The organism is Limnobacter sp. UBA7229 (assembly GCF_002473065.1).
GTDB classification, from domain to species: domain Bacteria; phylum Pseudomonadota; class Gammaproteobacteria; order Burkholderiales; family Burkholderiaceae_B; genus Limnobacter; species Limnobacter profundi.
The window spans coordinates 287,665-306,181 of record NZ_DKTN01000010.1 but is presented as its reverse complement, the minus strand read 5'-3'; the positions used below and the strand labels follow the sequence as shown (position 1 = coordinate 306,181).

19 protein-coding genes are annotated in these 18,517 nt (G+C 52.5%); 7 read left to right on the top strand and 12 right to left on the bottom strand.

The window, feature by feature from the left end; all coding sequences use genetic code 11:
* Nucleotides 1-12 precede the first annotated feature (12 nt).
* Entirely contained in the window at nucleotides 13-243 is a 231-nt protein-coding gene (locus B4C79_RS05905) for a Flp family type IVb pilin (RefSeq protein ID WP_291752237.1), read from the bottom strand.
* A 250-nt stretch (nucleotides 244-493) separates the two neighbouring features.
* Between B4C79_RS05905 and B4C79_RS05900 the strand changes: the two genes are divergently transcribed.
* The 5 genes from B4C79_RS05900 to B4C79_RS05880 all read left to right on the top strand — a co-directional run bounded on the left by B4C79_RS05900 (nucleotide 494) and on the right by B4C79_RS05880 (nucleotide 7,474).
* A complete protein-coding gene (locus B4C79_RS05900) occupies nucleotides 494-1,210 on the top strand; it encodes an EcsC family protein (protein ID WP_291762514.1) in 717 nt (238 codons plus the stop codon).
* An 86-nt stretch (nucleotides 1,211-1,296) separates the two neighbouring features.
* On the top strand, nucleotides 1,297-4,881 hold the full coding sequence (locus B4C79_RS05895; protein ID WP_291752239.1) for an indolepyruvate ferredoxin oxidoreductase family protein: 3,585 nt from the start codon (nucleotides 1,297-1,299) through the stop codon (nucleotides 4,879-4,881).
* Nucleotides 4,862-5,797 (top strand): PPK2 family polyphosphate kinase, encoded by a 936-nt coding sequence (locus B4C79_RS05890; protein WP_291752242.1) that lies wholly within the window; start codon nucleotides 4,862-4,864, stop codon nucleotides 5,795-5,797. Before B4C79_RS05895 ends, B4C79_RS05890 begins: the two co-directional genes overlap by 20 nt.
* A 45-nt stretch (nucleotides 5,798-5,842) precedes the next feature.
* A complete protein-coding gene (locus B4C79_RS05885) occupies nucleotides 5,843-6,229 on the top strand; it encodes a hypothetical protein (protein WP_171097829.1) in 387 nt (128 codons plus the stop codon).
* 105 nt (nucleotides 6,230-6,334) lie between these two features.
* Nucleotides 6,335-7,474: a mechanosensitive ion channel family protein gene (locus tag B4C79_RS05880; protein ID WP_291752247.1), complete on the top strand. Its 1,140-nt coding sequence runs from the start codon at nucleotides 6,335-6,337 to the stop codon at nucleotides 7,472-7,474.
* On the opposite strand, the gene rfaE2 is transcribed toward B4C79_RS05880, so the two are convergent.
* From rfaE2 to folE2, 11 genes are all read right to left on the bottom strand, one after another.
* A complete protein-coding gene (gene rfaE2 / locus B4C79_RS05875) occupies nucleotides 7,471-7,965 on the bottom strand; it encodes a D-glycero-beta-D-manno-heptose 1-phosphate adenylyltransferase (RefSeq protein WP_291740590.1) in 495 nt (164 codons plus the stop codon). The two genes, B4C79_RS05880 and rfaE2, sit on opposite strands and share 4 nt — an antisense overlap.
* A 12-nt stretch (nucleotides 7,966-7,977) precedes the next feature.
* Nucleotides 7,978-8,841, bottom strand: a complete 864-nt coding sequence (locus B4C79_RS05870) for a ferritin-like domain-containing protein (protein ID WP_291740592.1) — start codon at nucleotides 8,839-8,841, stop codon at nucleotides 7,978-7,980.
* A 131-nt stretch (nucleotides 8,842-8,972) separates the two neighbouring features.
* Complete coding sequence (locus tag B4C79_RS05865) at nucleotides 8,973-9,461, bottom strand: nuclear transport factor 2 family protein (RefSeq protein ID WP_171097837.1); 489 nt, start codon at nucleotides 9,459-9,461, stop codon at nucleotides 8,973-8,975.
* Nucleotides 9,445-10,254 carry an SDR family NAD(P)-dependent oxidoreductase gene (locus tag B4C79_RS05860; RefSeq protein ID WP_291740594.1) on the bottom strand — a complete coding sequence of 270 codons (810 nt, stop codon included), beginning with the start codon at nucleotides 10,252-10,254 and terminating at the stop codon, nucleotides 9,445-9,447. Before B4C79_RS05860 ends, B4C79_RS05865 begins: the two co-directional genes overlap by 17 nt.
* A gap of 12 nt (nucleotides 10,255-10,266) precedes the next feature.
* On the bottom strand, nucleotides 10,267-10,833 hold the full coding sequence (locus tag B4C79_RS05855) for a DUF3833 domain-containing protein (protein WP_291740596.1): 567 nt from the start codon (nucleotides 10,831-10,833) through the stop codon (nucleotides 10,267-10,269).
* Complete coding sequence (locus tag B4C79_RS05850) at nucleotides 10,830-12,215, bottom strand: MFS transporter (protein ID WP_291740598.1); 1,386 nt, start codon at nucleotides 12,213-12,215, stop codon at nucleotides 10,830-10,832. Before B4C79_RS05850 ends, B4C79_RS05855 begins: the two co-directional genes overlap by 4 nt.
* Before the next feature lie 15 nt (nucleotides 12,216-12,230).
* The gene (locus B4C79_RS05845) at nucleotides 12,231-12,800 is read right to left on the bottom strand and encodes a chalcone isomerase family protein (protein WP_291740600.1); all 570 of its coding nucleotides are present in this window, start codon (nucleotides 12,798-12,800) and stop codon (nucleotides 12,231-12,233) included.
* Nucleotides 12,797-14,023 carry an SAM-dependent methyltransferase gene (locus B4C79_RS05840; protein WP_171097847.1) on the bottom strand — a complete coding sequence of 409 codons (1,227 nt, stop codon included), beginning with the start codon at nucleotides 14,021-14,023 and terminating at the stop codon, nucleotides 12,797-12,799. The genes B4C79_RS05845 and B4C79_RS05840 overlap by 4 nt, the downstream gene beginning before the upstream one ends.
* Entirely contained in the window at nucleotides 14,020-14,838 is an 819-nt protein-coding gene (locus tag B4C79_RS05835; RefSeq protein ID WP_275270026.1) for a DUF1365 domain-containing protein, read from the bottom strand. Before B4C79_RS05835 ends, B4C79_RS05840 begins: the two co-directional genes overlap by 4 nt.
* Nucleotides 14,838-16,151: an NAD(P)/FAD-dependent oxidoreductase gene (locus B4C79_RS05830; RefSeq protein WP_291752250.1), complete on the bottom strand. Its 1,314-nt coding sequence runs from the start codon at nucleotides 16,149-16,151 to the stop codon at nucleotides 14,838-14,840. The genes B4C79_RS05835 and B4C79_RS05830 overlap by 1 nt, the downstream gene beginning before the upstream one ends.
* A gap of 109 nt (nucleotides 16,152-16,260) precedes the next feature.
* Nucleotides 16,261-17,064: a GTP cyclohydrolase FolE2 gene (gene folE2, locus B4C79_RS05825; protein WP_291752253.1), complete on the bottom strand. Its 804-nt coding sequence runs from the start codon at nucleotides 17,062-17,064 to the stop codon at nucleotides 16,261-16,263.
* A gap of 320 nt (nucleotides 17,065-17,384) precedes the next feature.
* On the opposite strand from folE2, the gene B4C79_RS05820 reads away from it, so the two are divergent.
* Nucleotides 17,385-18,326, top strand: coding sequence for a MerR family transcriptional regulator (locus B4C79_RS05820; RefSeq protein WP_291743450.1), 942 nt, complete (start codon nucleotides 17,385-17,387; stop codon nucleotides 18,324-18,326).
* Between the two features lie 5 nt (nucleotides 18,327-18,331).
* The gene (locus B4C79_RS05815) at nucleotides 18,332-18,505 is read left to right on the top strand and encodes a DUF2256 domain-containing protein (RefSeq protein ID WP_291743454.1); all 174 of its coding nucleotides are present in this window, start codon (nucleotides 18,332-18,334) and stop codon (nucleotides 18,503-18,505) included.
* Nucleotides 18,506-18,517 lie beyond the last annotated feature (12 nt).

Sequence of the window (18,517 nt, the reverse complement as noted above, 5' to 3'; positions counted from 1 at the left end):
ACTGGGTTGCTATCAGGTTCCGCCTGTGCCGCCTGTGCCGCCTGTGCCGCCTGTACCACCACTGGAGCCACCTGTAAGAGCTTCCACAATTCCTTCGAATGCTGTAGTCAGACCCTCACCCAAGGTTGCAAAACCAGCCACTGCCAGTGCTACCACCAAGGCCGCGATTACTGCGTACTCGATCAAGGAGGCACCTTCTTCCTTACGTTTCAAAACCAACTGCTTGTTTGCTGCTTTGCCCATGACATTCACTCCTGTGTGAAAACATCGAACTCTAGGTCGAATTCCCCCATATTAGGGGTACTCCAAATGGATCAAAACCACAATCAGACTGTGAATTGCACCGTCTATTCATAATTTTGACCCCAAGGACCACAGCAATCCTAGGGAATTACCCCCAAACTGATTACTCCTTGTGAGTTACGATAGTAAACCAAGTCTGTGACTTGTTGATTAGTACTATTAGAAACAATTTGCCTTTGATGAATTATTCATGCAAAAGACCAATTTACCCAGAGCCCTAATGGGGCCCCTCCATGCCGTAATCGGTCTAGTCACCGGTGGGGTGCCCGTTTCCAAAGAGCCGGGCAAAGCCAAACGCCCTTATGAGCGCTCGAAAGAAATCACCCAGAAGGCTTGTGCAAAAGCTGCCGCCGTGTCGGGTACTTTGGCCCTGCCCGTGGGCCCCTTGGGTATGCTCACGGTGTTGCCCGATCTCGTCATTGTTTGGCGCATACAAGCGCAAATGGTTGCTGACATTGCTGTGGCGTTTGGTCATAAAAAGCCATTGACCGAGCAAGACCTGATGACTTGCCTGTTCAGCCATGTGGCCGGCACGGCAGTGCGCGAGTATGAAAGATCAATTCCCCTGGAGCACGAGGAGAAAACCGGCAAATCGGTACTTGATTTGATCGACCGATTCACACGAAGTGGCAGCCGCGATGTAGCCATTCGGGTCACCAAACAAATTGGGCAGGTGGTGTTTGAGCGAGTGGCCAAACGCACCGCATCCCGAATTGTGCCTCTGGCCGGCGCAGCTGTTGTGTCTGCCTATGCTGCGCTGGATACCAAAGAAGTTGCGCGCACTGCGGTTGAAATGTTTTCTGGTGAAAAATTACCAGCCCGTAAAACCAAGAAAAGTTACCCAAGGCCAGAGGAAATGTTCAACGTGGACAATGTGAAAGACATTCAACCCGACCAAGGGGCTTGAACGCTCGCGGGCTCTGTGTAACACTCGAACAGTACAAGGCACCTCGCACTCGCAGAAACTCATCCGTTTCGTGGAGGAAAGTGGTCATGAATGCCCCTCAGTACCCGCTGTACCGCGCAGTCACGCTCAGTGACAAATACAACCTCTCCCAAGGAAAAATTTACCTGACAGGCACGCAAGCCCTGGTTCGACTCATGTTGCTTCAGTCTGAGCTGGACCGCATGAATGGTTTGAACACCGGTGGATTTGTGTCGGGTTATCGCGGCTCGCCGCTGGGTGGCGTGGACCAGGCTTTTTGGGCAGCAAAACAGTTTCTGAAGCCTGCAAATGTTCACTTTCAGGCTGGCGTGAATGAAGACCTGGCCGCAACTGCAGTGTGGGGCAGCCAGCAACTCAACCTGTTTCAGGGCGCAACAGTCGACGGTGTGTTTGGCCTTTGGTATGGCAAAGGGCCGGGCGTTGATCGAAGCCTGGACGTGTTCAAGCATGCCAATGCAGCGGGCACATCAAAACACGGTGGCGTATTGCTGGTGGCCGGTGATGACCACGCCGCGAAAAGCTCTACCCTGCCGCACCAGTCTGACCATGTGCTGAAAGCGGCCATGATTCCGGTGCTGTTTCCAAGCAATGTGCAGGAAATTCTCGACTTCGGTGTGCTCGGATACTCGATGAGTCGCTACGCCGGTGTGTGGGTTGGCATGAAGGCGGTGGCCGATGTGGTGGAGTGTTCTGCCACTGTAGATATTGACCCCAACCGACACCAGTTTGTGTTGCCCACCGATTTTGATATGCCCGAGGGCGGTTTGAATATTCGCTGGCCCGATACAGCCCTGGCCCAGGAAGCGCGTTTGATTGATCATAAGCTGTATGCCGCGCTGGCTTTTTGCAGGGCCAATGGCGTTAACAAAACCGTGATTGATTCGCCCTCGGCGCGTTTTGGCATTGTGGCCACGGGTAAAGCATTTCAAGACACTTTGCAGGCCTTGAATGATTTGGGTTTGAACCCGCAACGTTGCGCAGAAATAGGTTTGCGGGTTTATAAAGTAGGTATGGTGTGGCCGCTGGATGCCGTAGGCATAAGGGAATTTGCCAAGGGTTTGCAAGAAATTCTCGTGATTGAAGAAAAGCGCCAGTGGGTGGAATACCAGATTAAAGAGGAACTGTACGCTTGGCGCGAGGATGTACGCCCCAAGGTGTACGGCAAGTTTGACGAAAGGCTTGCGGAGGACGGTCGCGAAGGTGGGGAGTGGTCTCTGCCACAAGGCAATTGGTTGTTGCCCAGTCACTACGAGCTAGACCCTGCATTAATTGCTCAGGCGATTGCCAAACGCCTGCGGCATGTGCAGTTGCCTGCCGATATCAAAACCAGAATTGATCAGCGGATCGCCGCCATTGAGCACAGCCATGACGTGGGTCATTCAACGTATTTACCCGTGGAACGCAAACCCTATTTTTGCTCGGGGTGCCCGCACAACACCTCGACGAAAGTACCTGAGGGCAGCCGGGCCATGGCCGGCATTGGGTGCCATTACATGGCCGTGTGGATGGACCGGAATACCCAAACCTACACACAAATGGGCGGGGAGGGTGTGCCCTGGATAGGGCAGGCGCCTTTTACACAAACCCAACACGTGTTTGCCAACCTGGGCGATGGCACCTATTTTCACTCGGGTATTCTGGCCATTCGGGCCAGCGTTTCAGCAGGCGTGAATATTACCTACAAGTTGCTGTACAACGATGCCGTGGCCATGACCGGCGGGCAACATCTGGATGGCACGCTCACCGTGCCACAACTAACCCGTCAGCTGGCTGCCGAAGGCGTTGCCAAAATTGTCATTGTCAGTGACAACCCCGCGCCACACCTACGCAATGTGCCGGACGATCCAAAGGCCGAGGGAATTGAAGTGTTTCACCGTCGGGACATGGACACAGTTCAAAAATTGCTGCGCGACATCAAAGGCACCACAGTGCTTGTGTATGAGCAAACCTGTGCCTCGGAAAAACGTCGCAGGCGCAAGCGCACTGATCCAGCCACGGGCCAATTGCAGTTCCCGAATCCTGCAAAGCGCGTGTTGATTAACCCGCGAGTGTGCGAGGGCTGTGGTGACTGCTCCAAACATTCCAATTGTTTGTCGATCGAGCCCGTATCAACGCCCTGGGGCGTCAAACGCACTATCAACCAATCCACCTGCAACAAAGACTACAGTTGCCTTGAAGGCATTTGCCCAAGCCTGGTGACGGTGGAAGGTGGTGAGTTGCGAAAGCCCGATACTTCAGCGCACCACAGCGCGCTGGCCACAGCACGCGCCAGTCTTGTTGAGCCTCAATTTCACATTCATCCTGATGAATTGACTCAACGCCATGCCGTGCTGATCAATGGCGTAGGTGGCACAGGCGTGGTCACCATTGGCGCATGGCTGGGCATGGCCGCGCATTTGCAGGGCATGGAGGCCTTGGCACTGGACATGGCCGGGTTGGCACAAAAGGGCGGTGCCGTGTTTTCGCATGTGCAGTTTGCCCCGGCGGGCAACGCTTTGGCATCTTCCAAAATTCCGGTGGGCGAGGCTGATTTGATGATCGGAGGCGACCTGATCGTATCTGCGCATGAAAAAACACTGGAACTACTGAACAGCACCGCATTTGTGGTGGTGAATACTGACACGCCACCCACAGCCGATTTTATCGCCCAGCGCGACTGGTGCGCGCCCGTTGAACAAATGCACACCGATATTGCACGAGCCTTGAATAACCCCGAGCAACATTACACGCCGATTCGGGCCCAGTGGCTGGCCGAAAGGCTGTTTGGCGACACCGTGTATGCCAATGCACTGCTGCTGGGCGCCGCTTGGCAACGCGGTTGTTTGCCCTTGCACCTGGCTGCCCTGCGCCAAGCCATTGAATTGAATGGCGTGAAGGTGAATGAAAACCTGCTTGCCTTTGATGCCGGCCGTGTGGCGGTGTCAAAGCCTGGTTTGCTCGAGCAGATGTTGGAAAAGAACTTTGTACCCACCAGTCAGTTTGAAAGCGATGACGAGAAGCTGATGCGTTATCAAGCTGAATTGACGCGGTATCAAAACAGTCAACTGGCAGAGCGCTTCAAAGCCAGGGTGTTGCCCTTGCGCACCGGCTTTGAGGAGCTTGGTTTGAAGCACCAGTGGACGCGCCTGTGCAGCACCTACTTCAAATTACTGGCCTTCAAAGACGAGTTTGAGGTGGCCCGCTTGCACACCAATCCCGAGTGGAAACGGCAAACCATGGCGCAATTTGAACCGGGTGCGAAGTTGTATTTTCACTTTGCCCCCACTTGGTTGGCTGGGCACGGCCACCGGCCGCGGAAAATAAAACTGGGCCCCTGGATTGACCCGCTACTTAGGGTTTTGGCGGGCATGCGTCACTTGCGAAACACGATATTTGATCCATTTAGAGGAAGTTTAGAGCGTAAAAACCAGACTTTACTGGTAGGTTGGTTTGAAACCTGGTTGGAACTGATGCACAATAATCCTTCAATGTTGCAGCACAGCAAACAGACCGATCACCTTCTTGACCTGTTTAATCAGGTGAAAGGATTCGGTCAGGTTCGTGCCCAATCATTTGAACAAGTGCGGTTCGAGATTCAAAAGTCCGTGGAAAACAAGCACAACCTGGATCAGCATGACCAAAGCAGACAATAAACCTGAAACCAAAGTCACCAAACGCAAAGAAACCAAGCGCTCTGAAAAAGTGTTACCCGATGCCTTGGTGCCCGAGAGCCAGTGGGAAATTTTAGGCCAGGCCTGCATGGTCAACGGCAAGGCAGTTCGCTTGCGACAATGGCCAACGCGTTATGGCGACATGCCTTCCAAAGAAGACATGCACGAGCGGGTCGATCAATTGTCGGAGCGCTTAAACCACCTGCTGACCTGTCTGTATGCGCAAGGGGAACACAAACTGCTTGTCATTTTGCAGGGCATGGACACTGCAGGAAAAGACGGCGCTGCCCGTGCCATTATGCGTTCAGTGCACCCCATGGCTTTGCGCATGGTGTCGTTCAAAGAGCCCTCCGAGCAAGAAGCAGCGCATGATTTTTTGTGGCGGGTTCACCCCCATGTACCGGGCGCAGGCCAGTCGGTCATTTTCAACCGTTCACATTACGACGGCATCATCATGCCGATTATTCAAGACAATGTATCGGCCACCTGGCTTGACGAACGCATCCATCAAGCCAACGACTTTGAACGTCTCCTGGTTGAAACCGGCACCACAGTCTTGAAAATATTCTTGAATATTTCCCGTGAAGAACAACACCAGCGCATGATTGAACGTTGGGAAACCCCCGACAAGCGCTGGAAGTTGACCGAAAAAGATCTTCACTGTGGCGAAAACTACAGCATGTATGCCAATGCCTATGAACAGGTGCTGGAAAAAACCTGCACCAAGCAGGCACCCTGGTGGATTATCCCCGCCGATCACAAAGGATTCCGGAACATGCTGGTGGCCGAAATTTTGGTCGGTACGCTTGAGCGTATGGGCCTGGCTTGGCCCGAGCCCGACCCGGCTGTAGCCAAAAGCGAGTTCTGGAAAAAGCCGTCAACCGGCCAGGCAACATGACCGTTATTTGGGTTCCCAAACAACATTCGATAGGGGACCTTAACCATGAATAAAAATACATTGAAACTTGCCGTGCTCAGCAGTGCCCTGATGTTTTCTGCCTCCGCTATGGCGGTGGGCTTGGGGGTGAACACAGGTGTTGGCGTGAAAGCTGAAGTGCCCGGTGTTTCCTTGAATGCAGACGCCAAGGCAAAAGCAGATGCCAACGCAAACGCCAATGCCGATTTGAAAGGCAAGTCCAGCGCGGCCGTGAAAGGCGCAAAGTCTCAAGGCGATGAAATGCGCAGTGAAGCTGGTGCCTTGCATTCCGAGGCCAAAGGCGAGGTGGGCAAGCGTACGGGTCAACTTGAATCTGCTGCCGATGTGAAAGCCAAAGCTGACGTGAAAGCCGATGTGAAGGCCGGCGGCAATCTGAAGGCTGACAAGAAGTAATAGTCTGTTTAACTCGGTTTACAAAAGCTTGAAAATGCCCCCTCGGGGGCATTTTTGCTGTTCAGGTTCTCTACACTGTTCCTTTCAATTCAAACAAAAGTAGTCATGAATTTTTCCAGCCTGCAAGAATGGCTTGTCAACCTGGGTGTACCCAGCGGTGTTTTTACTTACAACACCTGGGTATATCAGGTTTTCATGGTGGTATTTCTCACACTCCTGGTCAGCTATACCGTGGGTTTGGTTTTCAACCGCCTGGGTCGGTTTGCTGAAAAATCGAACAACCCCTGGGACGATGTGTTCCTGGAAAGTGCCCGCAAACCCCTGAAAATTCTGATCTGGTTGCTGGGCATTTCCTGGGCCGCCAGAATTACCCATACCGCAAACAATGCGGAAATATTCGAATTCATCGATCCTGTTCGCAGGGTGGGTGTGATTGTGTTGATTACCTGGTTCCTGTTTGGTTTGGCCAAGCGATTCGAGCTTGCACTTCAAAGCCCGGATAGAGTGAAAGAACCGCTGGACGCCACCACAGCCAGCGCCATCGGCAAGTTGCTTCGCGCCTCCATTGTCATCACCGCTGCCTTGGTTATTCTTCAAAACCTCGGGTTCAGTATTTCTGGTGTGCTGGCGTTTGGTGGTGTGGGTGGCATTGCTGTGGGTTTTGCTGCGAAAGATTTGCTGGCGAATTTTTTCGGTGGCCTCACCGTATACATGGACCGCCCCTTTGTGGTGGGCGACTGGGTGCGTTCACCTGATAAAAATATTGAGGGTACTGTCGAACACATCGGCTGGCGACTCACGCGCATACGCACTTTTGACAAGCGCCCGCTGTATGTACCCAACGCCACTTTCAGCACCATTTCACTGGAGAACCCCTCGCGCATGACGCACCGTCGAATTCAGGAAACAATTGGCGTGCGATATGAGGACCTGCAACAGGTGCGCAGTATTGTTGATGCGGTCAAGCGCATGTTGATTGAGCACGCCGAAATTGATGACAATCAAACCCTGATTGTGAATTTGAATCAGTTTGCAGACTCAAGCGTGAACTTGATGGTGTATACGTTTACGAAAACAACAATTTGGGTGAAGTACCACGAGGTGAAGCAGGATGTGTTGTTGAAAATCGCCGAGATTATTGAGCAGCACGGCGCTGAAATTGCGTTCCCCACCACCACATTGCACGTGGCCAGCCTGCCAGAACAGTTTGCACAGGCAGGCGTTGCGCCAGCCACCAAGCCTTAAAGTTTGCGGATTTTCTCGAGCGTGGCGGTGGTGCTGCGCTCGTGCTCAAACGCGATGGACAGCGCTGTGCCGCCCCAACTTTGAACTTCTTTGGCCCCCACCATCTTTTCAACGGGCCAATCGCCACCTTTTACCAGTACATCCGGGCGCGCCGCCAGAATTGCATTCAAAGGCGTGTCTTCTTCGAAGTAGGTGACCAAAGCTACGCACTCCAGCGCGGCCAGTACATGCATGCGATCCACTTGGGTGTTGATGGGACGGTCTGGTCCCTTGCCCAAGCGTTTGACGGATTCATCGGAATTCACAGCCACAATCAGGCTTTGCCCTTCTTGCGCGGCTTGGTCCAGATAAGTGACGTGCCCACGGTGCAACAAATCAAAAACCCCGTTGGTAAACACCACGAGGCCTTTGAGTTGCTGTGCGCGTTCAGCGAGTTCGCTGGGGTGGCACACTTTTTTTTCAAAGCGTGCCGGTTTTCCGGTTGTTGTCATGGTGCAATCTAATCAGGCTGCGTTGCCAACAGGCGGTTCGGTTGCGCCCAAACGCGCCATGACTTCCTTGCGGTAGCGGTTCAAGTCTTGCACCGATTCAAAAGTGCGTTCAAACAGCAAGCTCATGTTGTGCAAAATGCGGTCAACCACTTTCTTTTCCCAGTCGGCGTCAAAGCGAATTTGACCATCCAGCCAGTTTTCCAGCCAATCCGGATCGGGCAAGCGGCTTTGTACGGTGTCGTTCGGGAACAGGTCTTTGTTCACATGCAAATTGGTGGGGTGCAATGGTTTTTGGGTGCGGCGGGCCGAAGCCATGAGCACGCCAATTTTGCTGAATGCAGCACGTGCTCCATCGCCCACTTCCACCAAGGCTTTTTTCATGTAACGCAGGTAAGCGCCACCGTGGCGTGCCTCGTCATGCGAAATGATTTTGTAGATTTGTTTGATGACTGGCTCGGTGTGCCAATCCGAGGCGCAACGGTACCAGTGATTCAAGCGTATTTCACCGCAGAAGTGCAGCATCAGTGTTTCAAGGGGCGGAGCCGGGTCGAATTCAAATCGCACGGCATGCAGTTCTTCTTCGGTGGGCAGCAGGTCGGGGCGGAAAAGGCGCAAGTATTCCATCAAGACCAGCGAGTGCTTTTGCTCTTCAAAAAACCAGATGGACATGAAGGCCGAGAAGTCGCTGTCGTGTTTGTTGTCACGCAAGAACATTTCTGTGGCGGGCAAGGCCGACCACTCGGTAATTGCGTTCATTTTGATGGTTTGGGCCTGCTCTTCAGACAACTTGGAGGCATCAAACTGATCCCAGTTGATGTCCTTTTCCATGTTCCAACGAACGGACTCCAATGACCTGAATAACTCTGGATACAACATGTTGCTCCACCTTCACTGAATAGATTTGACTTTGTGATTTTAACAAGACATGTCATGAAGCGCATGAAGATTTGGTGACACGGGGCATTTATGTGCACATGTGTACGCCGAAACAGGTCTGATTCCTGCTTTTAGCCTGCCTGTTTTTTCAACCAGCGCATCAGTCCCCCCAGCATCGGGATCTTCTCGTACAGCTCCTCAGCCGTGTCCCAATAGTCTCTATGTGACTGCACAAGGCCGTTTTGGTTCAACTGCAGGTGCGACGACCCTTTGATGCACTGCACTTGTCCCACCTTGAAACGCTTCATCTCGAACAGGAAGTCCCAAGCCATAAACACTTGTTGCCCCGATTGAAATGCAGTGTGCACCACAAAGCGCGGGTTATTAACCTGATGAAACATCTCTCCAAAAATACGGGCGATGTCCTCTACCCGGTTCACTTCGTTGAACGGGTCTTTGAAATAAGCGTCACCCGCGTAAAACCTGGGCATGTCAGCCACGGTTTGCTCGGTCAGGTGCTCAAAAAAATCGATTAGTCTGCGCAGGGGTTCAGACAATTGCTGGCGATCCAGCGGGGCCAAGCCACCTGTTTTGTTGGCGGTGTTATTTGCTTTGCTCATGGCCCAGTTCCGCCTTGTTTTTGTTCGCAGTAATTTTACGCACTGCAGCAAAGTACAGTGAATACGGCAGTATGCGCAGTGTGCGCAAGGTGCGAGTGAATGCCTTGGGGAAATGGATTTCGAACTCGCCCTTTTCCAGACCGGTAATAATTTCCTGTGCAGCTTTTTCAGCAGTAATCAGAAATGGCATGGGAAACGTGTTTTTGCGGGTCAGTGGTGTGTCTACAAAGCCCGGGTTCACCACGCTTACGCCCACGTGGTGGGGCTGTAACTCCACATGCAAAGCCTCGGCCAGGTTGATCAAGGCCGCCTTGGTAGGGCCATAGGCCAGCGAATTTGGCAACCCCCGATAACCCGCCACGCTCGAAACAATCGCCAGGTGCCCCGACTTTTGTTCAAGCAGTTTGGGCAGTGCATTGGCCAGCACATACATGGTGCCGTTCAGGTTCACATCGATTTGTTGTTTTACTTTTTCAATGTCGAATTCTGCAACCGACATTTCCGAGTAAGTGCCTGCCATCAGCACGATCAAATCCACGCCACCCCAGGCGGCGATTACATTGTCGAAAGCGGTTTGCACAGCAGCTTGTTGGGTAATGTCCAGGGGCAGGGCAGTGGCATGCTGCAATTCTCCGGCCAGTGTGGTCAGTTTGTCCGCACTGCGCGCCGACAACATTTGTTTGCAGCCGAGTTGGTCCAACTGGCGGGCCAAGGCCTCACCAATGCCGGTAGAAGCGCCCACCAGCCACACCCGCTTGTTTTGCCACTGGGTCAGTTTCGGGTTAAAGCTCATGCGGGTTCCTTCTTAATCTCGTTTGCGAAAGCTCAGCAGCACCTCGCCCAATTCAATTCCGAACTTGCTCATGGTGGCACGGTTAAGCATCACCTTGTCATCCATCTGGTACATCCAGTCATCGAACTGCACTTCATAGGTGGTGCCGTCGACTGGCAGCAGCATGGTGTATTTCCATTGAAATGCATTGCCTGAAGTTTCGCCATTGGCTTGCCCCAGCACATCGCCGGCGGTGCCGGTGTACTTGTTGCCGTCTTTTTTCAATGTCCACACCCGTTTTTGGGTGGTGCCATCGGAGTAAGTAAAGTCTTCATCCAGCACGCCGGTGTTGCCATCCCAGGTGCACTTCATGACCACGGTGAAACGCTTCACCACTTTACCCGAGCGGTCTTGAAACACACCCCATGCATCAATGGTGCCATTGAAATATTCTTTCAAGTCCAGCACCGGTTTTTCCTGTGCATAGTCTGTGGGTTGCGGGCTTGCGCAAGCGGTTAAAACCAACGCACCTGCCAGGGCTAGGAAAGCCAGTTGCAGTTTGCGTGCCCATTGTTTTACCCATTGCTTTGCGATAGTCATGCTGTACTCCCAATTGCGGTGTTGCTTGTTGTTTGGTTCAGGCTGGCCAGGCCACTGCGGCCCAATAGCACAATGGCCAGCAACTTCAAGGCGCAGGGCACCAAGGCATAAACCCACAGCAGTGGGTCGTTGGCCAGTTGTTGCAGCAAGCCCATGTTTTGGTAAGACTCGGTTTTTGCCATGTCGGCTGAATAGCTGAACCACTGCAAGGTGCCCAGTGCAAAGCTGGGTGCCAATGCCAGGTTGAATTTGTTGATCCAGTTCCAAAGTCCAAAGTAAGTGCCTTCAGTTTTGCCACGTTCACCGTTTTCTTCAATCAGGCGGGCCACCAGGGCTGCGGGTAGTGACAAATCGGCGCCCAAGGCAAAGCCGGTGACTACGCATACAAACAGATAGCCTGCCAAGTCACCTTCACCCAGCACAACCACAATGATGAAGGCGGGTATGGACAACACCATGCCCAATAACCATGAGCGCGCCAGGCCAATTTTGCTGGCCAGCCATACCCAGAATACTGTGGATGCAGCACCCACTAAAAAGTACACAGCCAGCACCCATTGATCCGAATCGCCCAAGCCAAGGCGGTCGCGCATGTAAAAAGGCACCAGTGTGGCAGGCAGTGCAGCGGCCAGACCGTTGCACAGAAACACACCCATTAACTTGCGAAAGTTTTGTCGACGCAAGGGTTGCACAATGTCGGCAAAGCCTTTGCGAATCGCAGTGGCCGCGCTGGCCTGCGCGTTGTTGAAAGTTTCAGCAAACGGGCTCGCGGCTTGTTGTGCTGTTCGATCGGGTTTGGGTGAAAACTTAAGCAATAAAAACATGCCCAACACCAGCATTACCGCGAATACTGTGAATATCAGTCCCGCATTCGTTTCAAGTGCCAGCGACACGGCAAACACCACACCCAGAATACCCACGCCTTCACGCACTGCCACATAGGTGGAGCGTTCCTTGTCAGTGTGCCCAAGTTCAGCCCCCCAGGCCTGGTAAGCAATGCTGGCGAAGCTGTAGCCAAGGTGCACCACGATCAAGCTCACCATCAGGCTGGCTGCATATTCAGTGGGTGTATTGCCCACCGGGAAAAACACACCTGCCATGCCCAGCAACAACAAAGGTACCGCCAGGAGCAAGGGCAGGGCGTAGCGGTTTCCCCGTCCGCTGCGTCGGTCAACCCACAAGCCGATGGCAGGGTCAAGCACTGCATCGAGCAGGCGCGACAACAGCAGGATGATACCCACCCAAGCGGACGGTACTTCGTAAATGCGGGAGTACAGGTAGGGCACCTGAATGTAGATGGGCACGGCCACCGCGCCCAGAGCCCAGCCCAGAAGGCCGTAGTTCAGCAGATCTTTGGCGCTGGTGCGGGGCAGTTGGTTCATGTCGGCGAGGCCGTATCAGCGCTTCAAGCCAATCAATTCGCGGCGCATTTCAGGCGCAGAAGTTTTTGGGTCCAACCAAATACCCATGAAAGCCTCGGCAAGTTCCGGGTCGTCCACTTTGGCCAGTGGCAAACCGTTGCGGAAAAATTGAACTCCCTTGCCCGGTGTAAAAAGGGCACTCAAGGTGTGGCCTTTTTTCACATCCGGAAAAATCTCATTCAGCTTTACCAGCCAACCTTGGCGTTGCACCTCAGTACCAGCGCCAATTTCTTCCATTTCATCAATGCTGCGCTCGGCAATGTCGCTGCCTTCAAAATCGCGGGCGTATTTCAGTTCAAGCCAAGAGGGGTCACGTTTGTAGTTAAATCCTTCGGGGTCGGCGTTCGACCACAATTGCCCGTCATACACCCGCAAACCGAACCAGCGCAGTGTACCGTAGCCCATCAGCTTTGCATTCTCAATGGTTTGCGTGACCTGTTTGGGCGGGGCATTCAAGTTGCTGTTGGCCAGCGCGAAGGGTGCAGTGCCCAGCAGGACCAGACACAACAATACGCGTTGAATGAACTGAACCGGAAACAACTTCATTGATTCTCCACTTTCTCGAGATAAAACTGAATGACATCGGTGCTTTCATATTCAAAGCCGGCTTCACAGTAAGCCAGGTAAAACTCCCAGGTACGAATGAACGGGTCATCAAAGCCCTGGTTTTTCACCTGTTCCAGTGTTTTCATGAATTGCACTCGCCACCGGCGCAATGTTTCAGCATAGTCTTTTCCAAAGGCTTTTTCTGACACCACGCGCAAACCATGCTTTTCTGCCATGGCTCTGAACTTGGCGGGCGAGGGCAACATGCCGCCCGGGAAAATATATTGCTGAATAAAATCGGTGCCTTTGCGGTAACGGTCAAACAATTCGTCTTGAATTACGATGGTTTGAATGGCTGCTTTGCCGCCCGTCTTCAGAAGGCGGTTCACCGACTGAAAATACGCTGGCCAGTATTCTTCGCCCACGGCTTCAAACATTTCAATCGATGCAATGTGGTCAAACTGGCCACGGCAATCCCGGTAATCTTGCAGGCGGAAGTCGGCTTGTTCTGCAAAACCCTGTTTGGCCAAGCGCGTCTTGGCGTAGGCCAGTTGCTCCGTTGACAAGGTCAGGCCCACCAGGTTTGCACCTGCCGCACAGGCTTTCTCGGCAAAACCACCCCATCCGCATCCAATTTCCAGAACCTGCTCACCGGCCTTGGGGCTCAGGTAGTTGAGCATGGCTTGGTATTTGGCGTGTTGGGCTTGTTCCAAACTCAAGCTGGTGTCACCGTCAAACAGTGCACTGGAGTAGGTCATTGTGGGGTCTAGCCACAACTGGTAAAACGGATTGCCCAAATCGTAATGGGCATGAATGTTTTTCTTGGCCTGTGCTTTGGTGTTGCGGTTTAGCAGGTGTTTGATTTTGTAGGCAATGCTGCCCAGAAAACTGCCATAAATAACGGTTTCTACTGCTTTGCGGTTTTCCAGAAACACGCCAAGAATGGAGGCTATGTCGTGCGTTTCCCATTCACCCGCAATGTAGGCTTCAGCAAAACCAATATCGCCTGCCTTCAAGGCTCGCTGGCACACAGCCCAAGAGTTCAGCTTGATTTTCGCGCTGGGCTGGTCTTCTTCGCCACCAAACAACAGGTGTACGCCTTCGGGAGTAACAATCTCCAGGCGGCCTTTTTTCAGTTTGGTCAGCAATTTCAGGGTCCACTGGGCCGACGAGGGTGCGTGGCTGGGCAGTTGGAACTGGGAAAAAGTAATGGCTTGAGTCATGCTTCGAGTTCAGTCTGCGTAATAGTTTGACGGGGTGGTGCGGGCTTGCCGTGAAACTTTGCGCCTTTGAGCAGGAGTTTCACCGCTTGCCAATGAATTTTCGCGATCACGGCCAATGTAAACCAACCGTATTTCAATAAGGTTTTACCCCAAAGCAGGGTGCTTGGATGCATCAGTTCTCCGCTCACGCTGGTGCTGAGCTGTTGAACTTGTTCTTCAAAATAATTAATGCGCGCCAGTGAGTGGTCTGCACTGCTGACAAACCGGAACTCATAACGACCCGACACCGGGAAAAAAGGTGACACATGAAATTCTTTCCTGGCATGCAGCAGCATGCCTTTGTTCAATGGGGCCTTGCTTTCCGGGGCCGTTAGCAAATAGAAGTGTCGTTCACCAAAGGTATTGTTCACCTCGCACATCACGGCACGGCACTGTTGCGCGTCATCGTGGAAATACCAAAAACTGACCGGGTTGAATACGTAGCCCAGCACCTTGGGGAAGGTGTGCAAATGCACAGGGCCTTGAAGTGCCAAGCCTGTTTCCAATTCAACCTTGCGCACCAAATTACAAACAAACTCGGGAAACTTCAGCGTGTGCGCCTCGAACCCGTAATTGTGTGCCGACACCGACACCAAACCCTTGCCGTCAATTACCGGGTAAGCATGTGTGGGTTTTGAATCGGATTGAGTCGAGAAAACAAGACGAACAAAGCAGGCGCCCGTGGTAAAACCATTTGCTTTGGGAAGTGCCCGGTGATGTTTCACCATGCCCCAAGCCAGTTTCACTTCATTGAGTTGAAAACGCCCTCGCGCCATCAAGCCGCCTTTTGTGTGGTTTTCGTCAACTTGTCGATTACCGCGCGCGCGGCATTCAAGCCAGACGTATGTCCATCTTCGTGAAAACCATATTTCATCCACGCACCTGCCAGGTAGACATTGTTCAAGCCCTGAAGTTCGGCCAATGCTTGTTGGGCCTGAACCGCTGGCACATCAAAAACGGGGTGCGAATAATGAATTTCCCTGAACACCTGCTTTGGGTCGGGCTGAATAATCGGGTTCAGTGTCACGAAAATTGGCGTTTTCACTGGCAGTGGTTGAAGCAGATTGCTCCAGTAGGTAACCGACACACTGGGTTGAGGATTCAGCACATCACTCAAATAATTCCAGGATGACCATGTGCTGCGGGTTTTGGGCATCAGTTTTACATCGGTGTGCAGGTACGCCACGTTGGCTTGGTACTTAATGTGTTGCAACTGGTGTTTCTGGGCTTCGTTGCCTTTGAGCATTCCCAGCGCTTCATCGCTGTGGCAGGCCAAAATCACATAATCAAATTCCTGCTCGCCCAATTTTGTTTTTACGGTGGGTTTTGCACCTGTGGAATTTACTTCCAGCACGGGGGTGCTCTGGTGTACCTCGTCGACAAAAGGCAATATTTTTTGCACGTAATTGCGCGCGCCGTTCTTAACGGTGAACCACTTGGGCCTGTCGTTCACCTGCAACAATCCGTGGTTGTGGCAAAACTGAATGAATGTGGCCAAAGGGAAGGCGAGCATTTGTTCGCTGGGGCAAGACCAAATTGCGGCGGCCATCGGGATCAAATACCAGTCTCTGAATTCTGCGCTGTATTTTTCCTCGACCAGGTAGTCGCCCAAATGCATTTTCGCCTTGCTTTGGAAAAGTGCCGCACGCCCCGCATCGGCCACCATGGCGGTGGCCTCTTTGTTAAAGCGCAAAATATCCAGCAGCATGCGAATAAAACGGGGGCGTAACAAATTGCGGCGTTGCGCAAACACCGTGTTCAGGTTTGTGCCTGCCCATTCAATATTCAATTCAGGCAAACACACTGAAAAGGACATATCCGATTCCACGGTTTCAACCGAAAGTTCGTCGAACAGGCGAATCAGGTTGGGGTAGGTGCGTTCGTTGTACACCAGAAAGCCGGTGTCCACCGCCACCTGCTTGCCTTCCACTTCGATGTCCACCGTGTTGGTGTGGCCCCCAATGTAATCATTGGCCTCGAACAGGGTGGTGTGGGCATGGCCGCGCAGTGCATAGGCAGCGGTCAGGCCGGAAATTCCGCCACCCACAATGGCAACTTTGGGCAGTAATTCTTTTGAATTCTTGATCATGTGTACTCAGGGTTAAAAAAAGCAAGGGTATTCACCAGCATCCTAACCTTTTATTTACTGCAGTAAGTGAAATTGGTTCTGGCTTTTTGAGCCAGAACCAGCTTACGGATTAATTTTGTTTGCGTTTGTCTTCTTCAATCCAGGCCACGGCAGAATGGTTGTGGATCGATTCAAAGTTTTCGCTTTCAATGCGGTAAGCCAAAACTTTCTTGCTGGCCCTCAGGCGAATGGCAACATCACGTACCAGGTCTTCAACAAACTTGGGATTGTCGTAGGCGCGCTCTGTCACATATTTTTCGTCAGGGCGCTTCAGCAAGCCCCACAATTCACACGAGGCCGATTCTTCCGCCATGCGGATCAGTTCTTCCACGGTGATGCCGTCTGCCACCAGTGCTCGAATCGTAATGTGGCTGCGCTGGTTGTGCGCACCATACTCGGAAATTTTCTTGGAGCAGGGGCACAGGCTGGTCACGGGCACCACCACCGTCATAAACACATCTGTGCTTGCACCATTGTCGTCGGCTTCCAAAGTCACTTCATAGTCCAGCAGGCTGGCTACACCCGATACGGGTGCAACTTTGCGCACGAAGTAAGGAAACTTCATCGTGATGGTTCCCGCATTCGAATCCAGGCGTTGAAGCATGTCGCGCATCATTTGCTTCATGCCCGCAGGCGTCAATGCACTTTCCTGGGTTTGAAGAATTTCAAGGAAACGCGACATGTGCGTTCCTTTCACATCGCCGGGCAGGAACACCGACATGTCGATGGTGGCCACTGAAGGTTGTGGGCCTTCCAGTGTTTCCACAATGATCGGGTGTTTAATTGCGCGCACCCCCACGCGTTGGATGGCAATGTTGCGCTTGTCCGCGCGTGATTGTTCGTCAGGTAAAAAAAGTCCGTCCGGTGCATTCATGATGAAGCGCTCCAATAATAGTTACTGCTTTGTGATTGGATGTGCATCGAGTGCACGGCGAAATACTTGCTTGGTTTGTGCATGGGTCTGTACTGGCGCCTTGGTCCCAAGGTTTTCCCGGACTGGACTAGACAGACGCTTGTCTTTACAATGCACTTTATTCACTTGAATGTCTCTATATGTGTGGTTAAATCTCAGCCAATATGCTAATTTGATTGGCAATCAGGCTTTGAGTTCCATTATTATTCGTTCAGTGTGGCAAGTCAATTTGTCTAGGACAAAACAAAGATGTTGAAGTTTCACCGTGGTCAGGTTCAGGTATGAATGAGCGTGCAGATCTAAGTCAACCCTCATTTTCTATTGCAGCAGTCGAGCGGGACACCGGCTTGCCCAAAGACACTTTGCGTGTCTGGGAAAAACGCTACAACTTTCCACAACCCGGTAGGGATTCATTCGGCGAGCGTATTTATTCCATCGATCAAGTTGAAAAACTGCGAGTCATCAAGCGTCTTCTCGATGGTGGGCATCGTCCCGGAAAAATCATTGGTTTGAGCATTGACGAGCTGGTGAAACTGGCCGAGGTCAGCAGCGCTGGGTCGCGCATGCATGTTGCGCCCGACAGTCTGGACGAGCTGAATGGTTACATGGAACTGATCAAACGGCACGATGCAGAAGAGTTCCGCCAGGCCATGTCACGCTTGGCGCTGACCATGGGCTTGCGCAGATTTGTGGTGGAAATTGTGGCGCCCATGAACGCCATGGTCGGCGATGCTTGGGCACGTGGTTACTTTGAAATTTTTGAAGAGCATATTTACACCGAAACCATTCAGGTGGTGTTGCGCAATGCCTTGAATACCATTCCGTCCACCCGCAAAGGCCCACGCGTTTTGTTGACCACCCTTCCCAACGAATTGCATGGCTTGGGTTTGTTGATGGCAGAGTGTATTTTTTCCATGGAGGGTGCGCAGTGTATTTCCTTGGGTACGCAAACGCCTATTTACGACATAGTGTTGGCTGCCCGTGCGCAGAATATCAATATCGTGGCTTTGTCTTTCTCGGTTATACAGAGCTCGCCTGCAGTGCTTGAGGCGGTCGCTGAGTTGCGCGAGAAGTTGCCTCCTATGGTTGAAATTTGGTGTGGAGGTTCCTCCACGGCCTTGCGCAAAAAGCCCTCCGAAGATTTCGTGCTGCTCTCCAGCCTTGAGTCGATCAGCGAGTCGATTGCAGACTGGCGACTGCGCAACAAATTCAATCAGCAGTAATTCCAGTGCCGGGCAAGCAGCAGTCTTTCAAAGGCAATAAGTCGTATCTGCCAAGTAAACCCTGCACGGTTTGTGGCAAAGAAATGACCTGGCGCAAAAGCTGGGCCAAGAATTGGGATGAAGTGAAGTATTGTTCAGACGCTTGCCGCAAGGCAGCGCCTAGACAGGGCAGCAAATAAACTGGCAGCAAA

What these genes read in the sequence shown, in the direction of transcription:
- B4C79_RS05905 (WP_291752237.1), bottom strand. Translation starts at nt 243, where the DNA reads ATGGGCAAAGCAGCAAACAAGCAGTTGGTTTTGAAACGTAAGGAAGAA.
- B4C79_RS05900 (WP_291762514.1), top strand. Translation starts at nt 494, where the DNA reads ATGCAAAAGACCAATTTACCCAGAGCCCTAATGGGGCCCCTCCATGCC.
- B4C79_RS05895 (WP_291752239.1), top strand. Translation starts at nt 1,297, where the DNA reads ATGAATGCCCCTCAGTACCCGCTGTACCGCGCAGTCACGCTCAGTGAC.
- B4C79_RS05890 (WP_291752242.1), top strand. Translation starts at nt 4,862, where the DNA reads ATGACCAAAGCAGACAATAAACCTGAAACCAAAGTCACCAAACGCAAA.
- B4C79_RS05885 (WP_171097829.1), top strand. Translation starts at nt 5,843, where the DNA reads ATGAATAAAAATACATTGAAACTTGCCGTGCTCAGCAGTGCCCTGATG.
- B4C79_RS05880 (WP_291752247.1), top strand. Translation starts at nt 6,335, where the DNA reads ATGAATTTTTCCAGCCTGCAAGAATGGCTTGTCAACCTGGGTGTACCC.
- rfaE2 (WP_291740590.1), bottom strand. Translation starts at nt 7,965, where the DNA reads ATGACAACAACCGGAAAACCGGCACGCTTTGAAAAAAAAGTGTGCCAC.
- B4C79_RS05870 (WP_291740592.1), bottom strand. Translation starts at nt 8,841, where the DNA reads ATGTTGTATCCAGAGTTATTCAGGTCATTGGAGTCCGTTCGTTGGAAC.
- B4C79_RS05865 (WP_171097837.1), bottom strand. Translation starts at nt 9,461, where the DNA reads ATGAGCAAAGCAAATAACACCGCCAACAAAACAGGTGGCTTGGCCCCG.
- B4C79_RS05860 (WP_291740594.1), bottom strand. Translation starts at nt 10,254, where the DNA reads ATGAGCTTTAACCCGAAACTGACCCAGTGGCAAAACAAGCGGGTGTGG.
- B4C79_RS05855 (WP_291740596.1), bottom strand. Translation starts at nt 10,833, where the DNA reads ATGACTATCGCAAAGCAATGGGTAAAACAATGGGCACGCAAACTGCAA.
- B4C79_RS05850 (WP_291740598.1), bottom strand. Translation starts at nt 12,215, where the DNA reads ATGAACCAACTGCCCCGCACCAGCGCCAAAGATCTGCTGAACTACGGC.
- B4C79_RS05845 (WP_291740600.1), bottom strand. Translation starts at nt 12,800, where the DNA reads ATGAAGTTGTTTCCGGTTCAGTTCATTCAACGCGTATTGTTGTGTCTG.
- B4C79_RS05840 (WP_171097847.1), bottom strand. Translation starts at nt 14,023, where the DNA reads ATGACTCAAGCCATTACTTTTTCCCAGTTCCAACTGCCCAGCCACGCA.
- B4C79_RS05835 (WP_275270026.1), bottom strand. Translation starts at nt 14,838, where the DNA reads ATGGCGCGAGGGCGTTTTCAACTCAATGAAGTGAAACTGGCTTGGGGC.
- B4C79_RS05830 (WP_291752250.1), bottom strand. Translation starts at nt 16,151, where the DNA reads ATGATCAAGAATTCAAAAGAATTACTGCCCAAAGTTGCCATTGTGGGT.
- folE2 (WP_291752253.1), bottom strand. Translation starts at nt 17,064, where the DNA reads ATGAATGCACCGGACGGACTTTTTTTACCTGACGAACAATCACGCGCG.
- B4C79_RS05820 (WP_291743450.1), top strand. Translation starts at nt 17,385, where the DNA reads ATGAATGAGCGTGCAGATCTAAGTCAACCCTCATTTTCTATTGCAGCA.